Annotated in this window: 20 protein-coding genes; 9 read left to right on the top strand and 11 right to left on the bottom strand. The window is 70.2% G+C overall.

What is annotated here, in order from left to right; genetic code table 11:
- Positions 1 to 22: 22 nt before the first annotated feature.
- The gene (locus NZH93_RS36895; RefSeq protein ID WP_259627920.1) at positions 23 to 1,234 is read left to right on the top strand and encodes a pyridoxal phosphate-dependent aminotransferase; all 1,212 of its coding nucleotides are present in this window, start codon (positions 23 to 25) and stop codon (positions 1,232 to 1,234) included.
- Between the two features lie 106 nt (positions 1,235 to 1,340).
- Here the strand turns inward: NZH93_RS36895 and NZH93_RS36900 are convergent, their stop codons facing one another.
- Positions 1,341 to 3,998 (bottom strand): ABC transporter substrate-binding protein, encoded by a 2,658-nt coding sequence (locus tag NZH93_RS36900; protein WP_259627921.1) that lies wholly within the window; start codon positions 3,996 to 3,998, stop codon positions 1,341 to 1,343.
- Positions 3,999 to 4,377: 379 nt separating this feature from the next.
- Positions 4,378 to 4,800 (bottom strand): Rid family hydrolase, encoded by a 423-nt coding sequence (locus NZH93_RS36905; RefSeq protein ID WP_259627922.1) that lies wholly within the window; start codon positions 4,798 to 4,800, stop codon positions 4,378 to 4,380.
- 93 nt (positions 4,801 to 4,893) lie between these two features.
- Between NZH93_RS36905 and NZH93_RS36910 the strand changes: the two genes are divergently transcribed.
- Together NZH93_RS36910 and NZH93_RS36915 are read left to right on the top strand one after the other, a co-directional pair.
- Entirely contained in the window at positions 4,894 to 5,394 is a 501-nt protein-coding gene (locus NZH93_RS36910; protein ID WP_259627923.1) for a MarR family winged helix-turn-helix transcriptional regulator, read from the top strand.
- A gap of 38 nt (positions 5,395 to 5,432) precedes the next feature.
- Complete coding sequence (locus NZH93_RS36915; RefSeq protein ID WP_259627924.1) at positions 5,433 to 6,353, top strand: AraC family transcriptional regulator; 921 nt, start codon at positions 5,433 to 5,435, stop codon at positions 6,351 to 6,353.
- Here NZH93_RS36915 and NZH93_RS36920 read toward each other — a convergent pair.
- Together NZH93_RS36920 and NZH93_RS36925 are read right to left on the bottom strand one after the other, a co-directional pair.
- Positions 6,337 to 7,131 carry a class I SAM-dependent methyltransferase gene (locus tag NZH93_RS36920; protein WP_259627925.1) on the bottom strand — a complete coding sequence of 265 codons (795 nt, stop codon included), beginning with the start codon at positions 7,129 to 7,131 and terminating at the stop codon, positions 6,337 to 6,339. The genes NZH93_RS36915 and NZH93_RS36920 overlap by 17 nt on opposite strands.
- 107 nt (positions 7,132 to 7,238) lie before the next feature.
- A complete protein-coding gene (locus NZH93_RS36925) occupies positions 7,239 to 8,354 on the bottom strand; it encodes a M20 family metallopeptidase (protein WP_259627926.1) in 1,116 nt (371 codons plus the stop codon).
- A 71-nt stretch (positions 8,355 to 8,425) separates the two neighbouring features.
- On the opposite strand from NZH93_RS36925, the gene NZH93_RS36930 reads away from it, so the two are divergent.
- A complete protein-coding gene (locus tag NZH93_RS36930; protein ID WP_259627927.1) occupies positions 8,426 to 9,385 on the top strand; it encodes a GlxA family transcriptional regulator in 960 nt (319 codons plus the stop codon).
- Positions 9,386 to 9,394: 9 nt separating this feature from the next.
- Here the strand turns inward: NZH93_RS36930 and NZH93_RS36935 are convergent, their stop codons facing one another.
- Genes NZH93_RS36935 through NZH93_RS36950 form a run of 4 tightly spaced genes read right to left on the bottom strand, consistent with a single transcriptional unit; the run spans position 9,395 to position 12,569 of the window.
- Positions 9,395 to 10,108, bottom strand: coding sequence for a DJ-1/PfpI family protein (locus tag NZH93_RS36935; protein WP_259627928.1), 714 nt, complete (start codon positions 10,106 to 10,108; stop codon positions 9,395 to 9,397).
- Between the two features lie 6 nt (positions 10,109 to 10,114).
- A complete protein-coding gene (locus NZH93_RS36940) occupies positions 10,115 to 10,648 on the bottom strand; it encodes a YbhB/YbcL family Raf kinase inhibitor-like protein (RefSeq protein ID WP_259627929.1) in 534 nt (177 codons plus the stop codon).
- Positions 10,645 to 12,237: a monocarboxylic acid transporter gene (locus tag NZH93_RS36945; protein WP_259627930.1), complete on the bottom strand. Its 1,593-nt coding sequence runs from the start codon at positions 12,235 to 12,237 to the stop codon at positions 10,645 to 10,647. Before NZH93_RS36945 ends, NZH93_RS36940 begins: the two co-directional genes overlap by 4 nt.
- Complete coding sequence (locus NZH93_RS36950) at positions 12,234 to 12,569, bottom strand: DUF485 domain-containing protein (protein ID WP_259627931.1); 336 nt, start codon at positions 12,567 to 12,569, stop codon at positions 12,234 to 12,236. The genes NZH93_RS36945 and NZH93_RS36950 overlap by 4 nt, the downstream gene beginning before the upstream one ends.
- Before the next feature lie 259 nt (positions 12,570 to 12,828).
- Here NZH93_RS36950 and NZH93_RS36955 point away from each other — a divergent pair, with 259 nt between their 5' ends.
- Genes NZH93_RS36955 through NZH93_RS36970 form a run of 4 tightly spaced genes read left to right on the top strand, consistent with a single transcriptional unit; the run spans position 12,829 to position 16,582 of the window.
- Complete coding sequence (locus tag NZH93_RS36955; protein WP_259627932.1) at positions 12,829 to 14,127, top strand: serine hydrolase domain-containing protein; 1,299 nt, start codon at positions 12,829 to 12,831, stop codon at positions 14,125 to 14,127.
- A gap of 31 nt (positions 14,128 to 14,158) precedes the next feature.
- Positions 14,159 to 15,424 carry a sensor histidine kinase gene (locus NZH93_RS36960; RefSeq protein ID WP_308214286.1) on the top strand — a complete coding sequence of 422 codons (1,266 nt, stop codon included), beginning with the start codon at positions 14,159 to 14,161 and terminating at the stop codon, positions 15,422 to 15,424.
- Positions 15,412 to 16,059 carry a response regulator transcription factor gene (locus tag NZH93_RS36965; protein WP_259627933.1) on the top strand — a complete coding sequence of 216 codons (648 nt, stop codon included), beginning with the start codon at positions 15,412 to 15,414 and terminating at the stop codon, positions 16,057 to 16,059. The genes NZH93_RS36960 and NZH93_RS36965 overlap by 13 nt, the downstream gene beginning before the upstream one ends.
- A gap of 58 nt (positions 16,060 to 16,117) precedes the next feature.
- A complete protein-coding gene (locus NZH93_RS36970) occupies positions 16,118 to 16,582 on the top strand; it encodes a hypothetical protein (protein ID WP_259627934.1) in 465 nt (154 codons plus the stop codon).
- A 73-nt stretch (positions 16,583 to 16,655) separates the two neighbouring features.
- Here NZH93_RS36970 and NZH93_RS36975 read toward each other — a convergent pair whose 3' ends face one another.
- From NZH93_RS36975 to NZH93_RS36985, 3 genes are all read right to left on the bottom strand, one after another.
- On the bottom strand, positions 16,656 to 17,726 hold the full coding sequence (locus tag NZH93_RS36975) for a CU044_5270 family protein (protein WP_259627935.1): 1,071 nt from the start codon (positions 17,724 to 17,726) through the stop codon (positions 16,656 to 16,658).
- Positions 17,719 to 18,315: an RNA polymerase sigma factor gene (locus NZH93_RS36980; protein WP_259627936.1), complete on the bottom strand. Its 597-nt coding sequence runs from the start codon at positions 18,313 to 18,315 to the stop codon at positions 17,719 to 17,721. The genes NZH93_RS36975 and NZH93_RS36980 overlap by 8 nt, the downstream gene beginning before the upstream one ends.
- A gap of 63 nt (positions 18,316 to 18,378) precedes the next feature.
- Positions 18,379 to 20,457: a glycine/sarcosine/betaine reductase component B subunit gene (locus NZH93_RS36985; protein ID WP_259627937.1), complete on the bottom strand. Its 2,079-nt coding sequence runs from the start codon at positions 20,455 to 20,457 to the stop codon at positions 18,379 to 18,381.
- A 31-nt stretch (positions 20,458 to 20,488) separates the two neighbouring features.
- On the opposite strand from NZH93_RS36985, the gene NZH93_RS36990 reads away from it, so the two are divergent.
- Entirely contained in the window at positions 20,489 to 21,043 is a 555-nt protein-coding gene (locus NZH93_RS36990; RefSeq protein ID WP_259627938.1) for a CGNR zinc finger domain-containing protein, read from the top strand.
- Positions 21,044 to 21,131: the final 88 nt, after the last annotated feature.

The raw sequence follows: 21,131 nt of genomic DNA on the forward strand, positions 1-21,131 counted from the left end.
GGCCGGTTGCTAGGATATCCCCATGCAAATCAACCAGTCCCAAAAACTGGCGAACGTCTGCTATGACATTCGTGGCCCGGTTTTCGAGCACGCCAGGAGACTGGAAGGAGAAGGACGGGACATCCTTCGCCTGAACATCGGGAATCCGGCTCCGTTCGGATTCGAAGCGCCGGAGTCGTTGATCCGGGAAATCTCGGCCAACCTTTCGCAGGCGCACGGGTACGGCAATTCCAAGGGGTTGCCGATCGCTCGCGAAGCCATCACGAGGTACGCGCTGGGCAAAGGCATCGCCAACGCCCACGCCGATCACGTGTACGTCGGCAACGGCGTGTCCGAATTGATCACCATGTCGATGCAGGCGCTGCTGGACGACGGCGACGAGGTGCTCATCCCGTCCCCCGACTACCCGCTGTGGACCGCGGCCGTGCGACTGTGCGGCGGCGTGCCCGTCCACTACCGCTGCGACGAGCGCGAGCAGTGGGCGCCGGACCTGGAGCACCTCGCGTCGCTGATCACGCCGCGCACGAAGGCGCTCGTCGTCATCAACCCCAACAACCCGACGGGCGCGGTGTACCCCTCGGAGGTGGTGGTGGCCATGGGCGAACTGGCCAGGCGGCACGGTCTGGTCCTGCTCTCCGACGAGATCTACGACAAGATCCTCTACGACGGCGTGAAGCACTTCTCGACCGCTTCGTTCGCCCCCGACGTGCTCTGCCTGACCTTCAACGGCCTGTCCAAGTCCTACCGGGTCGCGGGTTTCCGCACCGGCTGGCTCACCGTGTCCGGCCCGCGCGAGCACGCCGCCAGTTACCTGGAGGGCATGGACATCCTGGCGAACATGCGGCTGTGCCCCAACGTCCCGTCCCAGTACGCGGTGCAGGTGGCCCTCGACGGCTACCAGAGCATCGACGACCTCGTCCTGCCAGGAGGCCGACTCCTGGAGCAGCGCGACCGGACCTGGGAACTGCTGAACGCGATACCGGGGGTCGACTGCGTCAAGCCCAGCGGCGCGCTCTACCTCTTCCCCAGACTGGACCCCGAGGTGCACGCCATCCACGACGACGAGCGCTTCGTCCTGGACCTCCTGCTGGAGAAGCACATCCTGGTCGTCCAGGGAACCGCGTTCAACTGGCCGCACCCGGACCACTTCCGCCTGGTCTCCCTGCCTTCCGTGGAGCAGTTGACGCGGGCCGTCGAGCAGATCGGCGACTTCCTCTCCACCTATCGCCACTGAACCGGTGCGCCAGAACGCCGGAGTCCCCGCGACCTGGCGCATCAGGCGGACAAGCCGACTCACGAGGCGACGTCGATGACCCTGGCGGACGCCACCCACCGGAACCTCAGCCCTGAGCAGGACAGTCGCGAACCTCAGTGGGACCGGAACGCTGGGAGCGCGCGATCATCAGCTCACAGGTGGGGATCCCCTGCGGTCCCGTGATGTCGTGGATGTCCTGGAGCTTGAGGATCGCGAGGCTCCGGTTGTTGGCGATCCGGTCATCCCGGAAGTCGATCCGACCGGAAGCCGCCTCGAAGGGCTGCTCGCGGAGCCGCTGGGCGACCGCGGCCCGGTGGGGCGCGGGTCCGCCGTCCGGCCGCAACTTCTTCACCACGTCGCCGAAGAGGCTCGCGGTGTCGTAGAGCCCTCCGACCCGCTCGCCGGGCCACGGCGCGACCGGCTTGTCGTCACCGGTCAGCTTGGTGCTGTGCTCCTCCCGCAACGCGCGGTAGCCCGAGCAGAAGGCCTTCAACTGGGCCAACGCCTCGTGTTTGCCCGCGACGCAACTCGCGCCGGCGAGCACGACGGACGCGCCCATCCCGACGTACGCCATCGAGACGCCGCTGAACTCCGAGGCCGTGCGACCAGGTGTGTGGGCGACGAACCGCGACACGGCGTCGTCCGCGACGATGCCGGGCAACGTCGTCAGGGTTTTGCAGTTGTTGCGGAGGACCCGCACGAATTCGCCGAACTCGTCCTCCCTACCCGCGTAGAAGGCGATCTCCGTCCTCCTGTCGGTTCCGTCGAGGCAGACCTGGGACAGCACCGGTGCCGATCGCCACCAGTCGTCGGAGACGACCTTGCCGGGTTCCGCCGACTTCGCCTGCACGGCCTTGACGAGGGAGCTGACGTACGCGTCCGACTCCCCGCTGCTGTACACCGTCACCTTGGTGGCCTCGATCTTCTGCGCGTACATCCAGAGCAGTTCGGCCTGCATGTCGTTGTCCGGGGCCAACTGGAAGTACAGCGGCGAGAGCTTGTCCAGTCCTACCTTGGTCAGGCTGGTGCCGAGGGTGGTGATCCCGTGCTCGCCCAGCACGGCTATCGCCTTCTCGGTCTGGGAGACGCTGCGTTCGAGGCCGATCACCGCCAGGATCGTGGGATCGGCGTCGAACAGCGGCACCAGCAGGTCGCGCGCCACGGCGTGGGCGTCCTGCATCTTCCGGCCGCCGTTGGCCACGACGATCCGCAGCAGTGGCTCGTTGCCGGTGTTCGCCCTGTTCAGGTCGCGCTGACGGATGACGAGGCCTTCCAGTTCCTCGGCGACCGAGTGCTCGGAGGCGGGCAGGCTCTCGTTGAAGGTCAGACCCGCGAAGTAGACCAGGCTGAAGTAGCTGCGGTTCGGCGACGACTCGTGCAGTCGCGCGGCTTCGGCGTTCTGCGCGAAGACGTTCTCCTGGGCCAGGCGCAGCCGCGGGTTCTTCCCGAAGACCTGACCCGCGTTGTCGCTGTAGCCGACGCACTGGTCCTGGCCGTCGATCGGCACCACCTTGGTCGCGATCCCCTCCGCCGCCGCGTCGAAGAACGCGCAGTCGGCCTGCCAGTGCTGCCACCAGGACCGCGCAGGCCACGCCAAGGCGGCCAGCAGCACGACCACCGTGAGCATCTCGCCGATGCCACGGCGGGCCAGCCACGGCTCGCGGCGCGGTTTCTCCCCCGACTCCACCTCCCACGCGTGCCGGTCCCGGCCGGGCAGGGCCGTTCCCTCCGGAGCGGACGCGGGCAGACTGACGAACAGGTAACGGGCGTCCTCGGCGAGCAGTTGGCGACGGCGCGGCAACCTGCCCTTCCACGTGCTGAACGCCTCCTCCGCCACGTTCGGCGTCATCGGTGTGCTGGGCTGGGCCATTTCCGCGGGGAACTCAGCGCTGGCCGTGACGAACAGCAGCGGGTCGAGTTCGCCGGTCTCGTTGCGGACCTCGTTGACCAGGCGCAGCAACTCCCACCCGGCCGGATCGACGTCGTTGAGCAGCACGGGCACGTACGTGGTCCGGCGCAACGCGTGGCGTCGCGGGAAGAACCCGGCCCTGGTGCGCCGGTAGGCGACGCGCAGGTCCTCCAGGAACGCGTGCACCAGCAGTTTGCGCAACTGCTCGGGGTTCTCCGAGTCCCGCCGATCCCCGGTGAGGCGTTCGGCGAAAGAGAAGAAGTCCGACGAGTGGCGGGGGACCATGTACGGCTGGCGCATGAACCACCGTCGTTCCCGGCCCAAGCCCGGCACGCGGTCGCGGCCCCAGTACAGCCCGAACAGCCTGCCGACGAACTTGGTCGACGCCATCAGGAGCTGAGCGCGATCGCCTGCCTTGTCGACCAGTTCGTCCGCCGCACCGAACATGCGGTGCCGCCCCCAGGAACGCAGGACGCCCTCGATCGGCCGGTCGAACTTGACCTGCTTGGGCGTGAGCCCCACGGCGGTCAGGTGGTGGGCCAACTCGTAGTGGTCGAAGCGTTTGAAGGAGGTGCGGCCGAACTGCCCACCGCGCAACTTCTCGTGCAGCGCGTGCAGCAACGGCAGCACGGCGTCCTGGTGCTTGGCCGCGTCGGCCGGGGTGGCCAGGACGTGCGGCGACTTGGGGATCTTGGCGGCCAGCGCGCGGTCGAGGGTGAGCAGGAAGCCATTCGCCCCTGGCTCGCGGATCAAGCAGACAAGGGGTAGCGGCAGGTCACCGCGCCGGTCCAGGTCTCCGTCGCGTTCGAACAACCGCGGGCGACGGATCAACATTCGCACGAGCGTTAGCAGCGCGCCGACACCGAGAAACGCAGGATTCGCCACGAATTCCCCTTAGCATAGTGCTCGTCGTGAGCACTATCCGCGAAAGGAGGCAACCCGTTACAAACCGCAAAAATGCGTCAGCACGAGTGCGAACAGCCCCTGAAGCCCAGGTCAGGGTCGGTTCAGCGGGTATTTCGACTCGTCACCAACTGTCAGGCCCGACAACCGCGCACCAGCCGAAAAATCACCCGATCAGGTTAAAACTCCCGTAAGCCAGAACTCCCTCCATTTACGCTCAGGAGCAGGACGCAGGAATGCGGGCACCGGATCACCGTGCTTGAAGCCAAGCGGTCGCTCCCTCACCGCTGAACCGGTGCTCCAGCACGACTCAGTCCGTGCGGCCCACCAGGGCGGTGACGCGGATTTCGACGCGCATCCCCGGTGCACCGAGAACCGTGACACCGATCTGGGTCCAGATGGGGGCGCGGTCGCCCATCCGCTCGCGGAACTGCTCGACCATCACCCGGTTGTGGGCGTCACCGATGGAATCCGCCGCGCTCGCGACGTGGAAGGAGTCGACGGCGATGACGTCGCGCCACGTCGCACCTGCGGTGGCCAGGGTGCGTTCGACGTTGTCGAACGCTCGGACGATCTCGTCCTCCAGCGACTCCGGGAAGGTGAAGTCGTCATCCCACCCGCCTTGGCCCGACGTGTCGATCCGGTCGCCCACGAGGACCGCCTGCTGGTAGTGCATGGTCGCCAACTGGGTGTCGCCGTACCCAGGGGTGGCGAAGAACTGCGGCTGAGCCATGGAAGTCCCTCCTCGATCACTTCATGCTTGAAGTCAAGCTAGCACGAAATAACTTCACGCGTGAAGTGATCATGGCCCAGGTAGGGTCCCGCCATGGCCACCACCGCTTCCCCGGAGCCCGGTTCGGGGCGCGAAGACGAGCCACGCTGGCTGTCGCCCGCGGAGAAGGACGCCTGGACCGGACTGGTGTCGCTGATCCTCCTGCTGCCGGGAAAGCTGGAAGCCCCCCTGCACAGCGACTCCGGGTTGACGCTCTTCGAGTACCTGACGCTCAGCCACATCTCCGAGGCCCCCGGCCGGAGCCTCCGCATGAGCGAACTCGCCTACCTGGCGAACGGTTCGCTGTCCCGCCTGTCGAACGTGGTCAAGCGGTTCGAACAGCGCGGCTGGGCGCACCGCTCCCCTGACCCCGACGACGGCCGCTACACCCTGGCCGCCCTCACGGACAGCGGCTTCGAGGTGGTCGCCGCCGCGGCTCCGACCCACGTGCGCGCCGTCCGACACCTGGTCCTCGACCTCCTCACCACCGAGGACCAGGAAGCACTGGCGCGGATCGCCGCCAAGCTGCGGGTACGACCAGCGGACCTCGCCTGATCCTGGGGCGCCCGTTCCCCCGGCGGTAGCGTTGCCGCATGGACGTCCTCGGCGAAGCGCTCGCGAACGTCCGGATCGGGCGCGCGGAGGCCTGCACGGTGCGGGAGGCCGGATCGTGGGGCTGGCGGTACCCGGCGTTCGCGGGCAGCGGGTTCCACTGGGTGATCAGCGGTGACGCCTGGCTGCTCACGCCCGACGAGCCACCTCGACGGCTGGCGCCGGGAGACGTCGTCTTCACACCTGCGGGCGGCGAGCACGGCCTGAGCCACGCTCCGGCCACGCTGTCCGCCCTGCCGCGGGCCGTCGCGAAGGACCACCTCCCCCAGCCCGCCCAGGCCGATGTCGAGTTCCTCTGCGGCGCGTACTGGCTCGACCACCACCCGGTGCCGTCCTACCTGCGTTCGCTCCCGGACGTCATCGCCGTCTCCCCCGACCACGATCGCCACCCCCACCTGCGGCCGCTGTTCGACCTGGTGCGAGCGAACCTCGTCGACACCGGTCCGGGCGCGGGCGTCACCCGGCCCGCGCTGCTCGACCTGGTGCTGACCCACCTGCTGAAGCAGTGGCTGGCGGACAACCGCGGCGAGGAGTCGCCGGAGACCACCGATCCGGCGATGGCCGAGGCGCTCCGCCGGATCCACGCGGCCCCGAGCCACCCGTGGACCGTGGCGGAGCTCAGCGCGATCGTCGGGCTCTCCAGGACGGCCTTCGTCGCCCGGTTCACCACCGCGGTCGGCAGGCCGCCGAAGCGGTACCTGACCGGGTGGCGGCTGTCCTGCGCCGCACGTTTGCTGCGCGAGACCGACGCCCCGTTGGCCTCGATCGCCCGCCGAGTCGGCTACTCCACGGAGTTCGCGCTGAGCCACGCTTTCCGTCGGCAGTACGGCGTCCCTCCCGGCCGCTTCCGCGCACTGGGCAGGCCATCGTCGGACGACCTGCCCGTCAGCGCCGAGCGGTGACGACGCGCGCGGTCGCCGTCAGGCGGTACCCGCCCGACCCGGTCCCGTGCTCCGCCATCGTCGACTCCATCACGTCACGCGCGGTGGCCCGCGTGGAGGCGTCCAGCGAGTCGAACAACGGCTTGAGCGCGCCGAACTCCGCGACGAACCGCCACCACGCCTCGAAGTCCGGGTACTCGGTGTCCCAGCGGAACCACGCGGCCTCGACGTCCTGGAAACCCGCGTCCGCGAGGTGCCCCTCGAACGCGCCGGGCCGCGCCGAGTCGCTGAAGAAGCTCTCCATGTCGGGAACCGCACCCGCCGGAAGTACGCGGCGCAGCACGGAGAGCCCGATCCGGGTGTACGGACTGCCTGCCAGATCGCTCCAGGTGGCGATGCTCAACGGCCCGCCGGGCCGCAGGACCCTGGCGGCTTCTCGCGCCACCACGTCGAACGGAGCCGTTCCCGGTAGGAACATCCCCATCCGGGAGATCACCGCGTCGACGCCGCCATCGGCGAGGTCGAGCCCGGCCATCGACATCGTCCGGAACTCGACGGACAGGTCCCGCTCGACCGCGGCGGCCCTCCCGGCGTCCAGCACCGTGGAATCGACGTCGATCGCGGTGATCCGCAGATCCGGACGGCGACGGGCCAACTCAAGGCTCAGCTCGCCGGTGCCGCAGGCCAACTGCATGACGTGGGAGCCGCTCGGCAGCCCTTCCACGGGGGCGAGCAACCGATCGACCAGTCCGGCCAGCAGCCTCATGACGTTGGTAGGTGTGACGTGTTGTGCGGGCACCGCGGTTGTCCTCCTGAATACGCGCCGGTCGAGTTCCGACGCGTCCATGCAACCGCTGGGCAGCCGCGGAGACCATGCTCCGGTGACCGGCGGCCATACGACCGCGGTCAGAGGCCGCACCAGTCGCGGCAGAGGCGTTCCAGGACCGCCACCGACTCCTCCAGGCGGGCGATCGAGCACCACTCGTCGGTGGCGTGCGCCTGGGACGGCTCGCCGGGCCCGCAGATCAGCGTGGGGACGCCGCCGAAGGCGGGCGTGAGCACGGAGGCGTCGGTGAAGAACGTCATCGTGAGCGGTTCCCGTGCCAAGGCGCCGGTAATTTCGCCGACCGCTTCCGTCGTGGCGGCCGCCCACTCCTGGTGCGGGTCCGTCCACACAGGAGGGAGGTCGACGAGCGGAGCCAGGGTCACCGCCGGTCCGGCGCACGTCTCGAGATCTGCCAGGACGGTGGTGTGGTCCTGGCCCGCGACGGTGCGGACGTCCACGGTGGCCTCGGCGAGGTCGGGGACCGAGTTGGTGTTGAGGCCGGCGTGGAACGTGGCGACGTTCAGCGTCGGCGCGCCCATGACCGGGTGCGGGCGGTCCGGGAACCGGTAGTCGGTGAGCCGCGTGGTGGCGGCGGCGAGCTTCGTGATCGCGTTGTCGCCCAGGTGCGGCATCGACCCGTGCGCGGTGACGCCGGTGGCGCGCGCGGTCAGCCACAGCGCGCCCTTGTGGCCGTGGGCGACGGCGTTCGCGGTCGGCTCGGTGATCACGAGCGGTCCGCTGGGCCTGCCGGTCAACCGGGCGGCCGCGCCGACCGCACCGGCCGAGCCGGTCTCCTCCGCGGCCGTCAGCACGAGGCGCAGGCCCGACCGGCGCGGTCGACCGGTGGCGGCGGCGATGGCGGCGAGCACGATGGCCGCCACCCCGCCCTTCATGTCGCTCGTGCCGCGCCCGTACAGCCGGTCGCCGTCGGGTTCGGCGCGCAACGGGTCGAACGACCACCGGGCCGCGCCCAGCGGCACGGTGTCGAGGTGCCCGGACAGGCACAGCGGCGGCACGTCCAGGTCGGTGCGCCACTCGGCGATGAGGGTCGACCGACCCGAGTCGAGGCGCACGACGTCGAGCGCGAACCCGGCGTCCTCCAGTTTCGGGGCGAGCAGGGCGATGGCGTCGTCCTCCGCCCGTCCGGCGGTGTCGAGTGCGACGAGTTCCCGCGTCAGGCCAAGGACTTCGGTCATGGTCCTCATCCTCCGGCATCGGCCCGCGAAGAACCAGTGGCGCGCCCGACATCCGGTGATACATTCCAGCCATGCACCGGGTGGTGGTCCTCGTCCTGGAAGGCGTAGTGCTGCTCGACTTCGGCGCGGCGGCCCAGTTCTTCGGCCACCGCCACCGCGATCCCGAGCCCCAGCACTACGAGTTCCGCGTGTGCTCCCCGACCGGCCTGCCGGTCACGTCCGGCTGTGGGGTCCCGATCGGCGCGCACGGCGGGCTGGAACTGCTCGACGAGGCCGACACCGTGATCGTCCCCGGCTACGAGCTGATCGCCGACCCCCTGCCCGACGGCACCGCGGCCGCGCTCACCAGGGTCGCCGCCAAGGGTGCCCGCATGGTGTCGATCTGCACCGGCGCGTTCGCCCTCGGGCACAGCGGGCTGCTCGACGGCCACAAGGCGACGACGCACTGGGCCGTCACCGACCAGTTGCAGCGCCTCTTCCCCGCCGTCGGAGTGGTGGACAACGTGCTGTACGTGGCCGACGGTCAGGTGCTGACCTCCGGCGGGGTCGCCGCGGGCATCGACCTGTGCCTGCACATCGTGCGCGAGGACTTCGGCGCCGACGTGGCGACGAAGGTGGCCCGGCGGACGCTGGTGGCGCCGCACCGCTCCGGCGACCAGGCCCAGTTCGTCGAGCACGCCACGCCCACGGCGACCACCGTGGACATGGCGGCACTGCTGAACTGGCTGGACGAGCGACTGGACCAACCGCTCAGCGTGGCCGACATGGCCGAGCACATCGGGTACAGCACCCGCTCGTTCGGCCGCCACTTCCAGGCGCAGGTCGGGACGTCGCCGTGGAAGTGGGTCGCGAAGCGGCGGGTCGTCCGGGCGCAGCAACTGCTGGAGACCACGGACCTCACGGTCGAGCAGATCGCCCAGCGGTGCGGCTTCGAGTCCACTGTGGCCTTTCGCCGCCGGTTCCGCGAACTGCTGCACCTGGCTCCCACGGACTACCGCCGCGCGTTCCGCGGCACGGCCGCGCGGCGGTAGCACCGGACCTCAGCCCACGGGGACCTCGACGCCGAGGCGTTGGGCGACCCGGCGCGCGGTCCGCTCCCGTCGTGCGGTGATGTCCTCGACGGTGCGGCGGGCGCGGTCCAGCACCGCCGGGGGCGCGGTGCGCGGGGTGCCGCTGTCGAACGGCGGCTCGGGCGCGTACTGCATGGCGAGCTGGATCCCCTGTGCCACCTCGACTCCGCGCAGCTCGGCGGCCAGCCGGAGCGCGCCGTCGATGCCCGCGGTCACTCCCCCGGCGAACACCCAGCTCCCGTCGACCACGACCCGCTCGTCGACCGGGATCGCGCCGAAGTAGGGCAGCAGGTGGAAGGCGGACCAGTGGGTCGTGGCACGCCGCCCCTTGAGCAGGCCCGCGGCGCCGCAGAGCAGGGCGCCGGTGCAGACGGAGAACACGGCGACCGCGCCGCCCGCCTGCGCGCGGATCCAGTCGAGCACCTCCTCGTCCTCCATCAGGGCTTCCTGCCCGAACCCACCTGGCACGTGGAGCACGTCGAGCGCGGGCGCGTCGGCCAGGACGGCGTCGGCCGTCAGTCGGAGCCCGTGGATGTCGCGCACGGGTTCCGTCGTCTTCGCGTAGACCTGGTAGGTGGAGTCGGGGATCTGGGACAGGACCTCGAACGGGCCGGTGAGGTCGATCTGGTCCAGGCCTTCGAACAGCAGCGACCCGATCCGGAGGTGGGTGTCGTGCGGGATCATGTGACCTCACTTCTCACTGGTGGTGGCGTGGACGGGCGTGACGACCGCCCTGGCCAGGGTGTGGAACGCGAGCGCGAAGCTGATCGCGGCGGGGCTCGTGGCGGCGTCGACCCCGAGCACGTCGACGTCGACGGCGTGCACGACGAAGTAGTAGCGGTGCTCGCCGTCACCCGGCGGTGGCGCGGCACCGCCGTACCCGATCGCGCCGAAGTCGTTGCGGGCGTGGAAAGCGCCGGGTGGGAGTGGCTCGTCCGCCGCGCCCGCGGGCAGTTCGGTGGTCGTGACCGGCAGGTCGACGAGCAGCCAGTGCCAGAAGCCGGACGGGGTCGGGGCGTCCGGGTCGAAGCACGTCACGACGAAGCTCCGCGTGCCCTCCGGGAATCCGTGCCAACTCAGGTGCGGTGAGGTGTTGCCGCCGTCCAACGTGTGCGACGGGTCCATCGGCTCGCCGTGCGCGACGTCCTTCGAGGTGACCTCGAAGCCGCTCACGGCGGGCAGCAGTTCGTAAGGGTCGGGGGCTGGTGGGCGGTCGAGGGTCATGCGGGTTCTCCTGTCGCTCTCTCCGCGCCCGCGCCGGTCAGGGCGCGGACCTCCATCTCGGCGTACTTGGCCTGGTCGGCGGGCTCGGTGGACAGCACCGTGCCGAGGTAGCCCAGCAGGAACGACAACGGGATCGACACCAGGCCGGGGTTCGACAGCGGGAACCACGCGAAGTCGGCGGCCGGGAGGATCGACGTCGTGGCCCCGGACACCACCGGTGAGAACACGATGAGCACCACCGTGGTGCCCAGGCCGCCGTAGATGCTCCACAGCGCGCCCGTGGTGGTGAACCGCCGCCAGAACAACGAGAACAGGATCGTGGGCAGGTTCGCCGACGCGGCGACCGCGAACGCCAGCGCCACCAGGAACGCGACGTTCTGGCCGTTGGTCGCGATCCCGCCCGCGATCGAGACGAGGCCGATCAGCACGGCCGCCCAGCGGGCGACCTTCACCTGCGACGCCACGGCGGCGGGCGAGTTCTTCTTGACCACGTTGAGGTACACGTCGTGCGCGAAGGACGCCGACGCGGTGATGGTCAGCCCGGCGACGACCGCGAGGATCGTCGCGAACGCCACCGCCGCGATGAGCCCGAGCAGCACGGGTCCGCCGAGTTCCAGTGCCAGCAGCGGAACCGCGGAGTTGGCCTTGCCAGGAGCCGAGGTGATCCGGTCGGCACCGACCAGCGCCGCCGCGCCGTAACCCAGTACCGTGGTCATCAGCAGGAAACCGCCGATGAGGCCGATGGCCCACAGCACCGAGCGGCGGGCCTCCCTGGCGCTGGGGACGGTGTAGAACCGCATCAGCACGTGCGGCAGGCCCGCGGTGCCGAGCACCAGGGTCAGGCCGAGCGACAGGAAGTCCACTCTGGACAGCGCGGTCGCGCCGTACTGCTTGCCGGGCGCGAGCATGGCGTCGCCGCCGCGGTCGGCCACCCGGCCGAGCAGCGCCGAGAAGTCGAAGCCGTAGCGCGCCAGCACCCACCCGCTCATGACGAGTGCGCCCGCGATCAGCATGACGGCCTTGATGATCTGCACCCAGGTCGTGCCCTTCATCCCGCCGACCAGGACGTAGACGATCATCAGGACGCCGACGACCGACACCACGACGGCCTGTCCGACCTGGCCGGTCACCCCGAGCAGCAGCGCGACGAGTCCACCGGCGCCGTTCATCTGCGCGAGGAGGTAGAAGAAGGTGACCGCCAGGGTGGAGATCGCCGCCGCGGTGCGCACCGGTCCCTGCTTCATCCGGAAGCTGAGCACGTCGGCCATGGTGAAGCGGCCGGTGTTGCGCAGCAGTTCCGCGACGAGCAGGAGCGCGACCAGCCACGCGACCAGGAAGCCGATCGAGTAGAGGAAACCGTCGTACCCGTACACCGCGATGGCGCCGGTGATGCCGAGGAACGCCGCGGCCGACAGGTAGTCCCCGGCGATGGCGACCCCGTTCTGTCTGCCGGTGAACGCCCGGCCCGCGGTGAAGAAGTCGGTCGCGGTCTTCGGGCCCCGGCTCACCCGGAACACGACCACCAGCGTGATCACGACGAACACCGCGAAGATGCCGATGTTCAGCGCGGGGCTGCTCCCGGCGTTCACGCCCGGTCCCCCTCGATCCGGGAGCGGATCTGCTCGGCGAGCGGATCGAGGGTGTTGTTGGCGTAACGGGAGTACAGGGCCGCGATGGCGAACGTGGAAGCGAACTGGAGCAGGCCGAGCGCCAGGCCGGTGGTCACGTTGCCGAAGAGCTTCGTGGCCATGAACCCGTGCGCGAAGTCGGCCAGCAGGACGTAGAGCAGGTACCAGGCGAGGAAGAGCCCCGCCACCGGAAAGGCGAACCGCCGCTGGGCTCGGCGGAGCGCGACGAAGTCGGGTCGCGTGTGGACCGCACTCCAGTCGGCGGTGCTGGTCGTGGTGGTCGCGTCGTCCATGTGACCCTCCCAAAAGGGCGTGGTGCGTTGGAGTCACTGTGGTCGTGCCCGCCGTCGAACAGCAGTGGCCGAAGCGTCACATGGTGATACTTTCCGGCCAGACCGCATTCCGTGACAGAACGTCGACCTCTCATCGCGGAGGGTGAGTGGTACAGCGTGCGCTACCAACGATCGTCGTGGTGCCGGGATGGTTCGTCGGCCCGCCGTTTGACAGCGTCCTCTTGGTACGGATCGGACCTGAAGAACAAGGGGTTGAAGGATGATCGCAACGGGCAGGGGTCGTCGAGGCGCGGCGGTGTTGTTGGCGTTCGGGGTCTCCGCGGCGGCGTCGGGGTGTGGCGTCGGAGGGCCGTCGGCCCTGGTCGAGACCAAGAGCCAGGTGCGCGCGGCCGAGGAGGTCGACGAGTTCAACGGTGGAACGTCGGCGAACAGCCGTCCGATCGCGGACGCGGTGAAGCGGGCGGTGAAGGCGGGGATTCCCGCGGCTCTCGTCCGGGTCGAGAACGGCACGGGTCCGGTGGTCTCGCTGGCCAAGCAGGCGGACTGGACGAGGCCCGCCCACCGGCTCAGGGCGGGAGACCAGGTCAGGGTCGGGTCGAACACGAAGACGATGGTCGCCGTGGTGGTCCTCCAGTTGGTGGCCGAAGGCCGGATCGGACTGGACGATCCCGTGGAGAAGTGGCTGCCGGGGATGGTTCCCGACGGCGGCAACATCACGGTGAGGATGCTCCTGAACCACACCAGCGGGTTGGCCAACAACACCGACGACGTGCAGGTCCTGCGTTCGGTGTTCGGGCTGGACGAGCGGTCGTGGACGGCGCGGGACCTGCTGGCGGCGGGGACCGGGCAGCCCCCGGTGGCCGCGCCGGGCGAGAAGTGGTTCTACAGCAACACCAACTACGTCGCGCTCGGCCTCGTGCTGGAACGCGCGACCGGACGTAACCTGTCGTCGCTGCTCAACGACCGGGTCATCGGACCGCTGGGGTTGACCAAGACCTACCTGGCGACCGACGCGACCTCGCGGGACGGGGACGACCTGGCGCACGGCTACGAGCCGGACGCCGCGCACCTGCCCGCCGCCGTGCCGGGACTGCCCCCGGAGTTCCACTTCGCCGGTGTCGAACGCGACGACCACGTCGACGTCACCGCTCTGGACCCGAGTTGGGCCGGGGCGGCGGGTGGGGTCGTGTCGACGGCCAAGGACTGGTCCCGTTTCCTGGAGGCGCTGATGTCCGGCAAGCTCCTGCCCGCCGCGCAGCTCGAGCAGATGCTGACCATGGTCCCGGCCGATCCGGCGAACCCCGCGGCAGGCGCCTACGGGCTCGGCATCGGGCAGATCCCCACGCCGTGCGGCCCGGTGTACGGGCACTCCGGCGGCATTCCGGGATACCGCTCGGACATGTTCACCGACGTCACCGGCACCCGTAGCGCCGTCGTGGTCGTGACCGAACAGCAGGAGCTCGGGGTGCGAGCGCTCGCCGAGGCGCACCACGCGCTGCTGGCGGAAGCCGCGTGCGGGATGCTGGGTCGGGACGTCCCAGCCGAGCCAACCCGGTGACCCGCGGTGCCCGGATGACCGGAAGGGAGTGGTGCGGAGTGCGTCGGCCGCCGTCATCTCCATGAAGGTCTTCTCGCGGAAGCGGATCAGCTCGGCGTTCGGCGCCTTGGGGTACCTGGCTGTCGGGGCGTGCACCTCACTCGCCGCGCTGGTCGCGGTAGGTGTGCTGGCGGTCCTGGTGCCGTTGTGCGTGGTGGGTATCGGGCTGCCCGTGCTCCCAGGTGTCGTACAAGCGGTGCGGCACCTGGTGGACGTCGAACGGCGCCGGGTCGGGGAGCTGCTGGGTCGTGTCGTCCCGGTGCCGTACCGGCCGGTGGAAGGCCCGTTGCCGCAACGGATCAGGACGCTGGTCGCGGACCCGGCGACCTGGCGGGACTCGCTGTGGCTCGTCGCGCACTCCGCGACCGGCTTCCTGATCGGCCTGGTGGCGATCGGTGTCGCGGTGAGCGCCGTGGCGCTGGTCTCGGCTCCGGTGTACTGGTGGGCGGCGCCGGAGGGTGTGCTGGTCTCCGGGTACCGCGTCGACTCGTGGGGTTCGGCGCTGCTCGGCGTTCCCATCGGTGTCCTGTACGGGGTCGTCGTGTGGCAGTTCCCGCGTTTCGCCCGTTGGCAGTCGTTGGCGGCGCGACACCTGCTGGCTCCCGCGGCGGGTGTGGTGCTCAGTGATCGGGTGGCCGAGCTGACGGCGTCGCGCGCGGCCGCGCTGGAAGCGCACGGAACCGAGCTGCGGCGGATAGAACGGGACCTGCACGACGGTGCGCAGGCTAGGATCGCCGCGGTGATCATGCAGTTGGGGATCGCCGAGAGCATGTACGGCGACGATCCGGCGGCGGCGTTGTCCCTGTTGCGCAAGGCGCAGGACACCGCGACCTCGGCGTTGGCCGAGCTGCGGGACGTGGTCCGCAGCGTCTACCCGCCGGTCTTGTCCGATCGCGGCTTGGCGGGCGCGGTGACGGCGCTGGCGGCGAGGTGTCCGGTTCCGTGCGTACTCGACGTCGAGGGCGTGGGCAGGCAGCCCGCCGCAGTGGAAGCGGCGGCGTACTTCGTGGTGGCCGAGGCGTTGACCAACGTCACGAAGCACTCCGGCGCTCGGCGGGTCTCGGTCGGGCTGCGGACCGGCGACGACGTCCTCGTGATCACGGTGGACGACGACGGTCGCGGTGGCGCGGTCGAGGAGGAGGGCAGTGGGTTGACGGGCATTCGGCGGCGAGCCGAGGCGTTCGACGGGACGGTCGTGCTGTCGAGCCCACCGGGTGGACCGACGACGCTGCGGGTGGAGCTGCCGTGCGGGTCGTGATCGCCGAGGACGACGCGCTGCTGCGCGAAGGTCTGGTGCTGCTGATGGCCTCCAAGGGCGAAGAGGTGGTCGCGGCGGTCGACAACGCGACCGACTTCCTCGCGGTCATCGCGCGGGACCGGCCCGACGTCGTCGTGATGGACGTGCGGCTGCCGCCGTCCTTCCGCGACGAGGGGATCCGCGCGGCGGCCGAGGCCAGGCGAATCCACCCCGGCCTTCCCGTGCTCGTGCTGTCCTCCTACGTCGAGGACAGCTACGCGTCGGAACTGCTGGCCGACGGCGTCGGCGGCATCGGCTACCTGCTCAAGGAACGTGTCGGCAGGGTGGAGTCGTTCCTCGACTCGGTGCGCCGGGTCGCGGACGGCGCCACCGTCATGGACCCGGAGGTGATCTCCCAACTCATGCTGCTCCGCACCAAGGGCAGCCCGCTCGACACCCTGACCCCGCGCGAACGCGACGTGCTGGCGCTGATGGCCGAAGGCCTCAGCAACAGCTCGATCAGCTCCCGGCTCACGGTCACCGACGGCGCCGTCCACAAGCACATCCGCAACATCTTCACCAAGCTCCACCTGCCGCACGACGACGACAGCGGCGACCGCCGAGTCCTCGCCGTGCTGGCGTTCCTCCGGGGGTGAGCTGGTCGCCCCCGGCGCCATGGTCAAGTGAGCGGGTCAGGCCCTACTGTGGTCGATCATGGGACTGGTGCCGTTGCAGAAGGCCTCACTCGTCGTGATCTCCCTCGACGCCGTCGTCATCCTCGCCGGGTTCGTGACCGGCAGCGCGTTGCTGCCGCGGTCCGCGAACGTCGTGCTGACGGTGATCTCCCTGGCCCTCATGGCCTCAACGGTGGTGTTGACCAGGGGCGGGTTCAACTTCGACAACCCGACGCTGCCGAAGTGGGCCGTCGCGGTGGCGGTGATCGCGTTCTTCGGCGGGGCGTTCCTGTTCGCGTACCCGCTGGTGACCGACACCACCGCGGGGAGTTTCGAGCAGCGGAACGGGAAGTACCAGGAATCGAAGGACGGCGTCGTCGTCCGCGAACTCACCGAGGACCAGTACGAGTCGGCGCTGGCCGCGGACCAACGCGGCTGGGCAGGCCTCGCCCTCACCTTCGCCGGAGGCGTACTCGCCTACGCCGGCATCCGCCACCGCAAGTGAGTCGCACCGGAGAGACGAGCTGACGACGCAGGAGCCGAACACACCCGCGTTCGGCTCCTGCGTCGATGTCACGTCACTTCGTCGGCGGTTCGTCACCGGCGCGGTCGACCACGGCGAAGTCGACCGCGGAGAAGGAGACCACCGTGCCCGCGGGCAGGCCTTCCCACATGTCGGTTCCAGGCTTGAGCAGCACCCACCGGGTGCCGATGTAGCGGCCCGTCTCCGGGTCGATGATGATGTCGTAGCGGTTGACGTCGCCGTGCACACCGAGCGCCGTGCCGACCTGTCCGTTCAGGTTCGCGGTGGCCTCGGTGACCTGGAAGTCCGGCAGGTTCTGCAACGCCTGGTACAGCGCGGACCTCAGCTCCGGTGACGCCTCCGGTGACGCGAGAACGCCCGCGGCGTTGGACAGCGCGGTTTCCGCGTGGCCCATCGAGTCGCTCCACAAGCGGTCGTACAGCGCCTGCGGCGAGGTCGGCAGCGAGGAGAGGAACCTCGGGTTGAGGTTGCCCCAGTTGCCCACGCGCTCGGCGCAGGGCTTGCCCCAGTCGGGGTCACCGCCCAGTTCCTCGTTCACGTCGGGGTAGTCGCCGCACGGACCGCGCCGCTCCTTCGTCGAGGTGTCCTCCTGCAACAGGCCTCCGTCACCTTCGGTCTTGGCCTGCTCGTCACTCCCGACCAACCACCTCCTGTCCAGCGTGGCCCGCCGCTCCAGCCACTCCGCGGAGCGGTCGGCGGGGATCCACTGCTCCCTGACGCTGTGGAACAGCGCCGAGATGGGGTTCCCCGCCCCGGTCGTCGCGCTGCCCAAGTCCCAGGAATGGGTCACGACGTACTGGTACTGGCCCGCCGACGGCCGGGTCTGCCCGGTCGTGGCGGCGGCCGCCCGGCGCAACGTCTCCGTCGCGCTCGCGGCGGGACCCGAGTCGTCCGACCACAGTGCCGGCACGGCGACCAGGGCTCCGGCGACGAGCGTCACCGCCGCCGCGGCGACCAGCCAGCGCTTCACCGGCCGAGGTGCTTCACCGGCGGCCACCATGCGGGCGAGGGCGCGCTCACGGGCTTCGGCCGTGAACACCGGCCCCGCGGGCTGATCCGCGATAGCGCGGTCCAGTTCTTCTTCGGTCCACATGTTCTCAGTCATCGTTGTTCTCCAGGACGATGGTGGGGCACGCGGCACGCAACTGCTGTCGGACGCGGTGGAACCGGGAGCGCACCGTGCCGACGGGAATGCCCAGCACCTGCGCCACCTCGGTCGTGTCCAACCCCGCCCACCCGATCAGCAGCAGCACGTCGCGATCACGTTGCTTGAGCCGTTCGACCGCCACGGCGAACTGACGTGCCTTGACCTGGGCGTCCACGCTGTCGACCACCCGGCCCTCGTGGCTGTCGCTCTCGTGGCTCTGCACGGCGCGCGCGTACGCCTCCCGTTCCCGCCTGCGTCCGCGCAGGTGGGTGTGCAGGAGGTTGGTCGCGATGCCGAACAACCACGCTCGCACCGAGCCGCGCGAGGAGTCGAAGCGCGCACGGGTGCGGATCGCCGAGACGAACACGTCGGCCACCAGGTCGTCGGCCGCCATCGGCACCCATCTGGCCAGGTAGCGGTGCAACTCGTCGGCGTGGCGGGTGAACAGAGCTGTGAAGTCCTCCCCCTCCAAGGTCTCCAGGACGCCAGAGCTCTCGTCGGGCGGGGGTGGGACTCCGTCCCGCGAACTACTGCTGATCACGGTCATCACACCTGTACTTAGCCGCAGGCGGCTGTCACGTTCACGCGCCGATCTCATCGCCTGGCGTGCTCAGCTCCGGTACCGCTCCGGGAGCCGCGCGACCGCCCCGGCTTCGTCCGCGCGCACCAGCAGGTCCAGCGCCGCCGTGAGGACCCGTCGCTGCTGCGCGGTGTCGTGAGGTGCGCCGAGCGCCGCGCCCATCGGGGTGTCGGTCGCCGCGATCCGGGGTGCGCCGAGCTGCGCGGCCACGGCGGGCAGGGACGCGATGATGACCGTCGGGATGCCCGCCTGCTCGACCAGTCGTTGCAGGACGACGGCGGAGCGGTGGCAACTGCCGCACGCGCCGATCAGCACGACGGCGTCGACGTCGACCTCCTCCAGCCGCCGCAGGAGGTCCGGGCCGGTGCGGGTCTTCACGAGCTCGAGTTCCGTGCCGCCGCCCTGCATGGCGAAGTGGGTCGGGCTCACGCCGCCGAGCACGCCGTCCTCGGCCAGTTCGCGGAGCCGGGTGAGGGGGAACAGGCAGTTGGGGTCGGCGTTGACGTCGCTGTTGTCGTAACTGCCCGAGGCGAACGTGAGTTCGTCGTCGGTCGCCGTCGCGGGGATCTCCCGCAGGCTGTAATCGGCGTAGGGGCGGAACGGCACATCACCGACGGTGTGCGCGCCCGCGGACGACACCAGCGCGACCACGGCCCCGGACAGCGGCCGCCCCAGAGAGGCGAGCGGCGTCGGCGCGGTGGCGGAAACGGGGACCTCGCTGCGAATCCCCTCGGTCAGCGTCGGTCGACCGTTGTTATCCGCCGCCGCGGCCTCGACGAGTTCCTGGTTGCCGCGCAACACCTCCGGGTCCCACGAGTGCGGCGACGGCAGGGGGTCCGCACCGAACAGCAGCGTTTTCAACATCGCGATCGCCCGGCGCGCGTCCGTGGCGTCGGCAGTGTTCTCACCGAGCACATCGGACTCCTGGCCGCTGGCGGCCTTGTTCACCTCGACCAGTGCGTACATGTACTCGTTGCCGGACACCAGACCGCGCGCGGCGGACCAGCACACACCGACGGTCGGCGTCCCGTACTTCGCGATCTCCTCGATCTCGGCGGCGAAGTCGATGTGGTTGTTGCCGAACCCCTCGGTGGCCACGACCACACCGTCCACGCCCGCCGCGGCGACCATCGCGCCGACCCGCCGCGCGACGAAGCGCTTGTCCGCTTCCTGCGGCGGGCTGCCCACCACGATCACGCCGGTCAGCCGCAGTTCGGTGTCCTCGGCGAGAGCGGCGACGAGCGGGTCGCGGTAGTAGTGCAGCGTGGTCTCCTTGCTGGACGGCCCGACGCAGCACAGGGAGTGCAGCGCGCCGTCGCGCACCTCGTTCACCCGGAGCTGCTGCGGCAGGTTGCCGAGGTCGATCAGCGAGACGGCGCCGCGCACACCGCCCGGCTCCGCCGGGAACACCAGGTTCTCGTGCATGGCGCCCTGCCCCATGACCAGCTTCACCAGCGCGACGCGCGGGCCCGGTCCCGACGGCTCCTCAAAGGTGCGGCGGTCGGAGGGCGGGGCGTCGAGCAGCGCGCGTCGCAGCCGGTCCGCGACGACGTCGGCGGCCTGGTGCGCCGCCGCGGGCCCCGGCCGCTCCATCCGCCGCCCGGCCTCGATCGTGACCGCGATCCGGATGATCCAGTCGCCGGGGTCCGGCGTTCCGGGAGCGGCGTCGGACATCCGCTCGGACAGCACACCGGCGGAGTTGCCCGCCTCGCCGAGTTGCGTCCCGTCCGCGTCCACCCCGGTCACCACCAGCACCACGCCGGTGGCCAGCCGCGTCACACCTTCGCCGAGGCCTCCTTCGACCTTGACCGCCAGCGGCACCGCGTCGAGGACCGTGTCCGTGCGCACGTCACGCTCGCCTGGAGCGACGACGTCCACCACCACCGAGGTCACCAGCGGGACGGCGATGTCCGCGCTGACGTTCCCGGCGACGGTCAGCGTGCCGTCGCGCAACTCGGTCCGCTCGCCGAACGCCACCTCGCGGACCGGGACGAACTCCTGGACCAGTGCGGGCGGCGGCAGGACCTCGCAGTCGCAGTGGACCGGGAGCACCGTGGCGTTGGAGTTCATCCGAGCCTCCGCGTCAGTAGTAAAGTCGTCGATGGTCATGACGGTAGGAGCCCGTAACGTCAGGAGTCAAGTGAACATAGGTGCTTATGCAGGCCGTGCGGTCCTCACGGCGATCGACATCGTCAACACCGGCGAGACCGACTCCGGCCACGACGACCTGCACGACGCCGACCGGGTGGCGGAGCTGCTCGGACACCGCGGCTGGGTCGTGCCCACGCCTCCCTCGCAGGCCGACCTCACGCGCCTGCTGAGCTACCGCGACACCCTCCGACAAGCCTTCGACAGCACCACCGAGCACGAGGCGGTCCACCTCCTCAACCACACGCTCGCCGCTCTGCGGGCCCTCCCCCAGCTCACCGAGCACGACGGCCACTGGCACTGGCACTACGCGCCGCCGGACGCGGGCATCGCCGACCGGGTCGCCGCCACCACCTCCGCCGCACTCCTGTCCCTCATCGCCAGCGGGGGCCACGACCGGATGCGCCGGTGCTCCGCGGAGAACTGCTCGAACGTCTTCGTCGACTTCTCCCGCAACGGATCACGGCGCTATTGCAGTTCGACCGCGTGCGGCAACCGCACCCACGCGGCCGCCTACCGCGCCCGCCAACGCGCCACCGACACCTGAAACCCGCGAGAGGGGATCTCGCAGTACCTGTACCGACAGGATCTCCCGGACGTCCCGGACGCCTGCCAGCCTGGTCGAGTTGGCTCCC

Origin of the sequence: Umezawaea endophytica, assembly GCF_025061645.1 — a bacterium.
Taxonomy (GTDB): domain Bacteria; phylum Actinomycetota; class Actinomycetes; order Mycobacteriales; family Pseudonocardiaceae; genus Umezawaea; species Umezawaea endophytica.

Bases quoted from the DNA above. Each gene is read 5' to 3' on its own strand.
- NZH93_RS36980 (WP_259627936.1), bottom strand. From the start codon at position 18,315: ATGACCGTGATCAGCAGTAGTTCGCGGGACGGAGTCCCACCCCCGCCC.
- NZH93_RS36905 (WP_259627922.1), bottom strand. From the start codon at position 4,800: ATGGCTCAGCCGCAGTTCTTCGCCACCCCTGGGTACGGCGACACCCAG.
- NZH93_RS36950 (WP_259627931.1), bottom strand. From the start codon at position 12,569: ATGGACGACGCGACCACCACGACCAGCACCGCCGACTGGAGTGCGGTC.
- NZH93_RS36910 (WP_259627923.1), top strand. From the start codon at position 4,894: ATGGCCACCACCGCTTCCCCGGAGCCCGGTTCGGGGCGCGAAGACGAG.
- NZH93_RS36935 (WP_259627928.1), bottom strand. From the start codon at position 10,108: ATGATCCCGCACGACACCCACCTCCGGATCGGGTCGCTGCTGTTCGAA.
- NZH93_RS36925 (WP_259627926.1), bottom strand. From the start codon at position 8,354: ATGACCGAAGTCCTTGGCCTGACGCGGGAACTCGTCGCACTCGACACC.
- NZH93_RS36930 (WP_259627927.1), top strand. From the start codon at position 8,426: ATGCACCGGGTGGTGGTCCTCGTCCTGGAAGGCGTAGTGCTGCTCGAC.
- NZH93_RS36915 (WP_259627924.1), top strand. From the start codon at position 5,433: ATGGACGTCCTCGGCGAAGCGCTCGCGAACGTCCGGATCGGGCGCGCG.
- NZH93_RS36940 (WP_259627929.1), bottom strand. From the start codon at position 10,648: ATGACCCTCGACCGCCCACCAGCCCCCGACCCTTACGAACTGCTGCCC.
- NZH93_RS36895 (WP_259627920.1), top strand. From the start codon at position 23: ATGCAAATCAACCAGTCCCAAAAACTGGCGAACGTCTGCTATGACATT.
- NZH93_RS36985 (WP_259627937.1), bottom strand. From the start codon at position 20,457: ATGACCATCGACGACTTTACTACTGACGCGGAGGCTCGGATGAACTCC.
- NZH93_RS36900 (WP_259627921.1), bottom strand. From the start codon at position 3,998: ATGTTGATCCGTCGCCCGCGGTTGTTCGAACGCGACGGAGACCTGGAC.
- NZH93_RS36975 (WP_259627935.1), bottom strand. From the start codon at position 17,726: ATGACTGAGAACATGTGGACCGAAGAAGAACTGGACCGCGCTATCGCG.
- NZH93_RS36955 (WP_259627932.1), top strand. From the start codon at position 12,829: ATGATCGCAACGGGCAGGGGTCGTCGAGGCGCGGCGGTGTTGTTGGCG.
- NZH93_RS36970 (WP_259627934.1), top strand. From the start codon at position 16,118: ATGGGACTGGTGCCGTTGCAGAAGGCCTCACTCGTCGTGATCTCCCTC.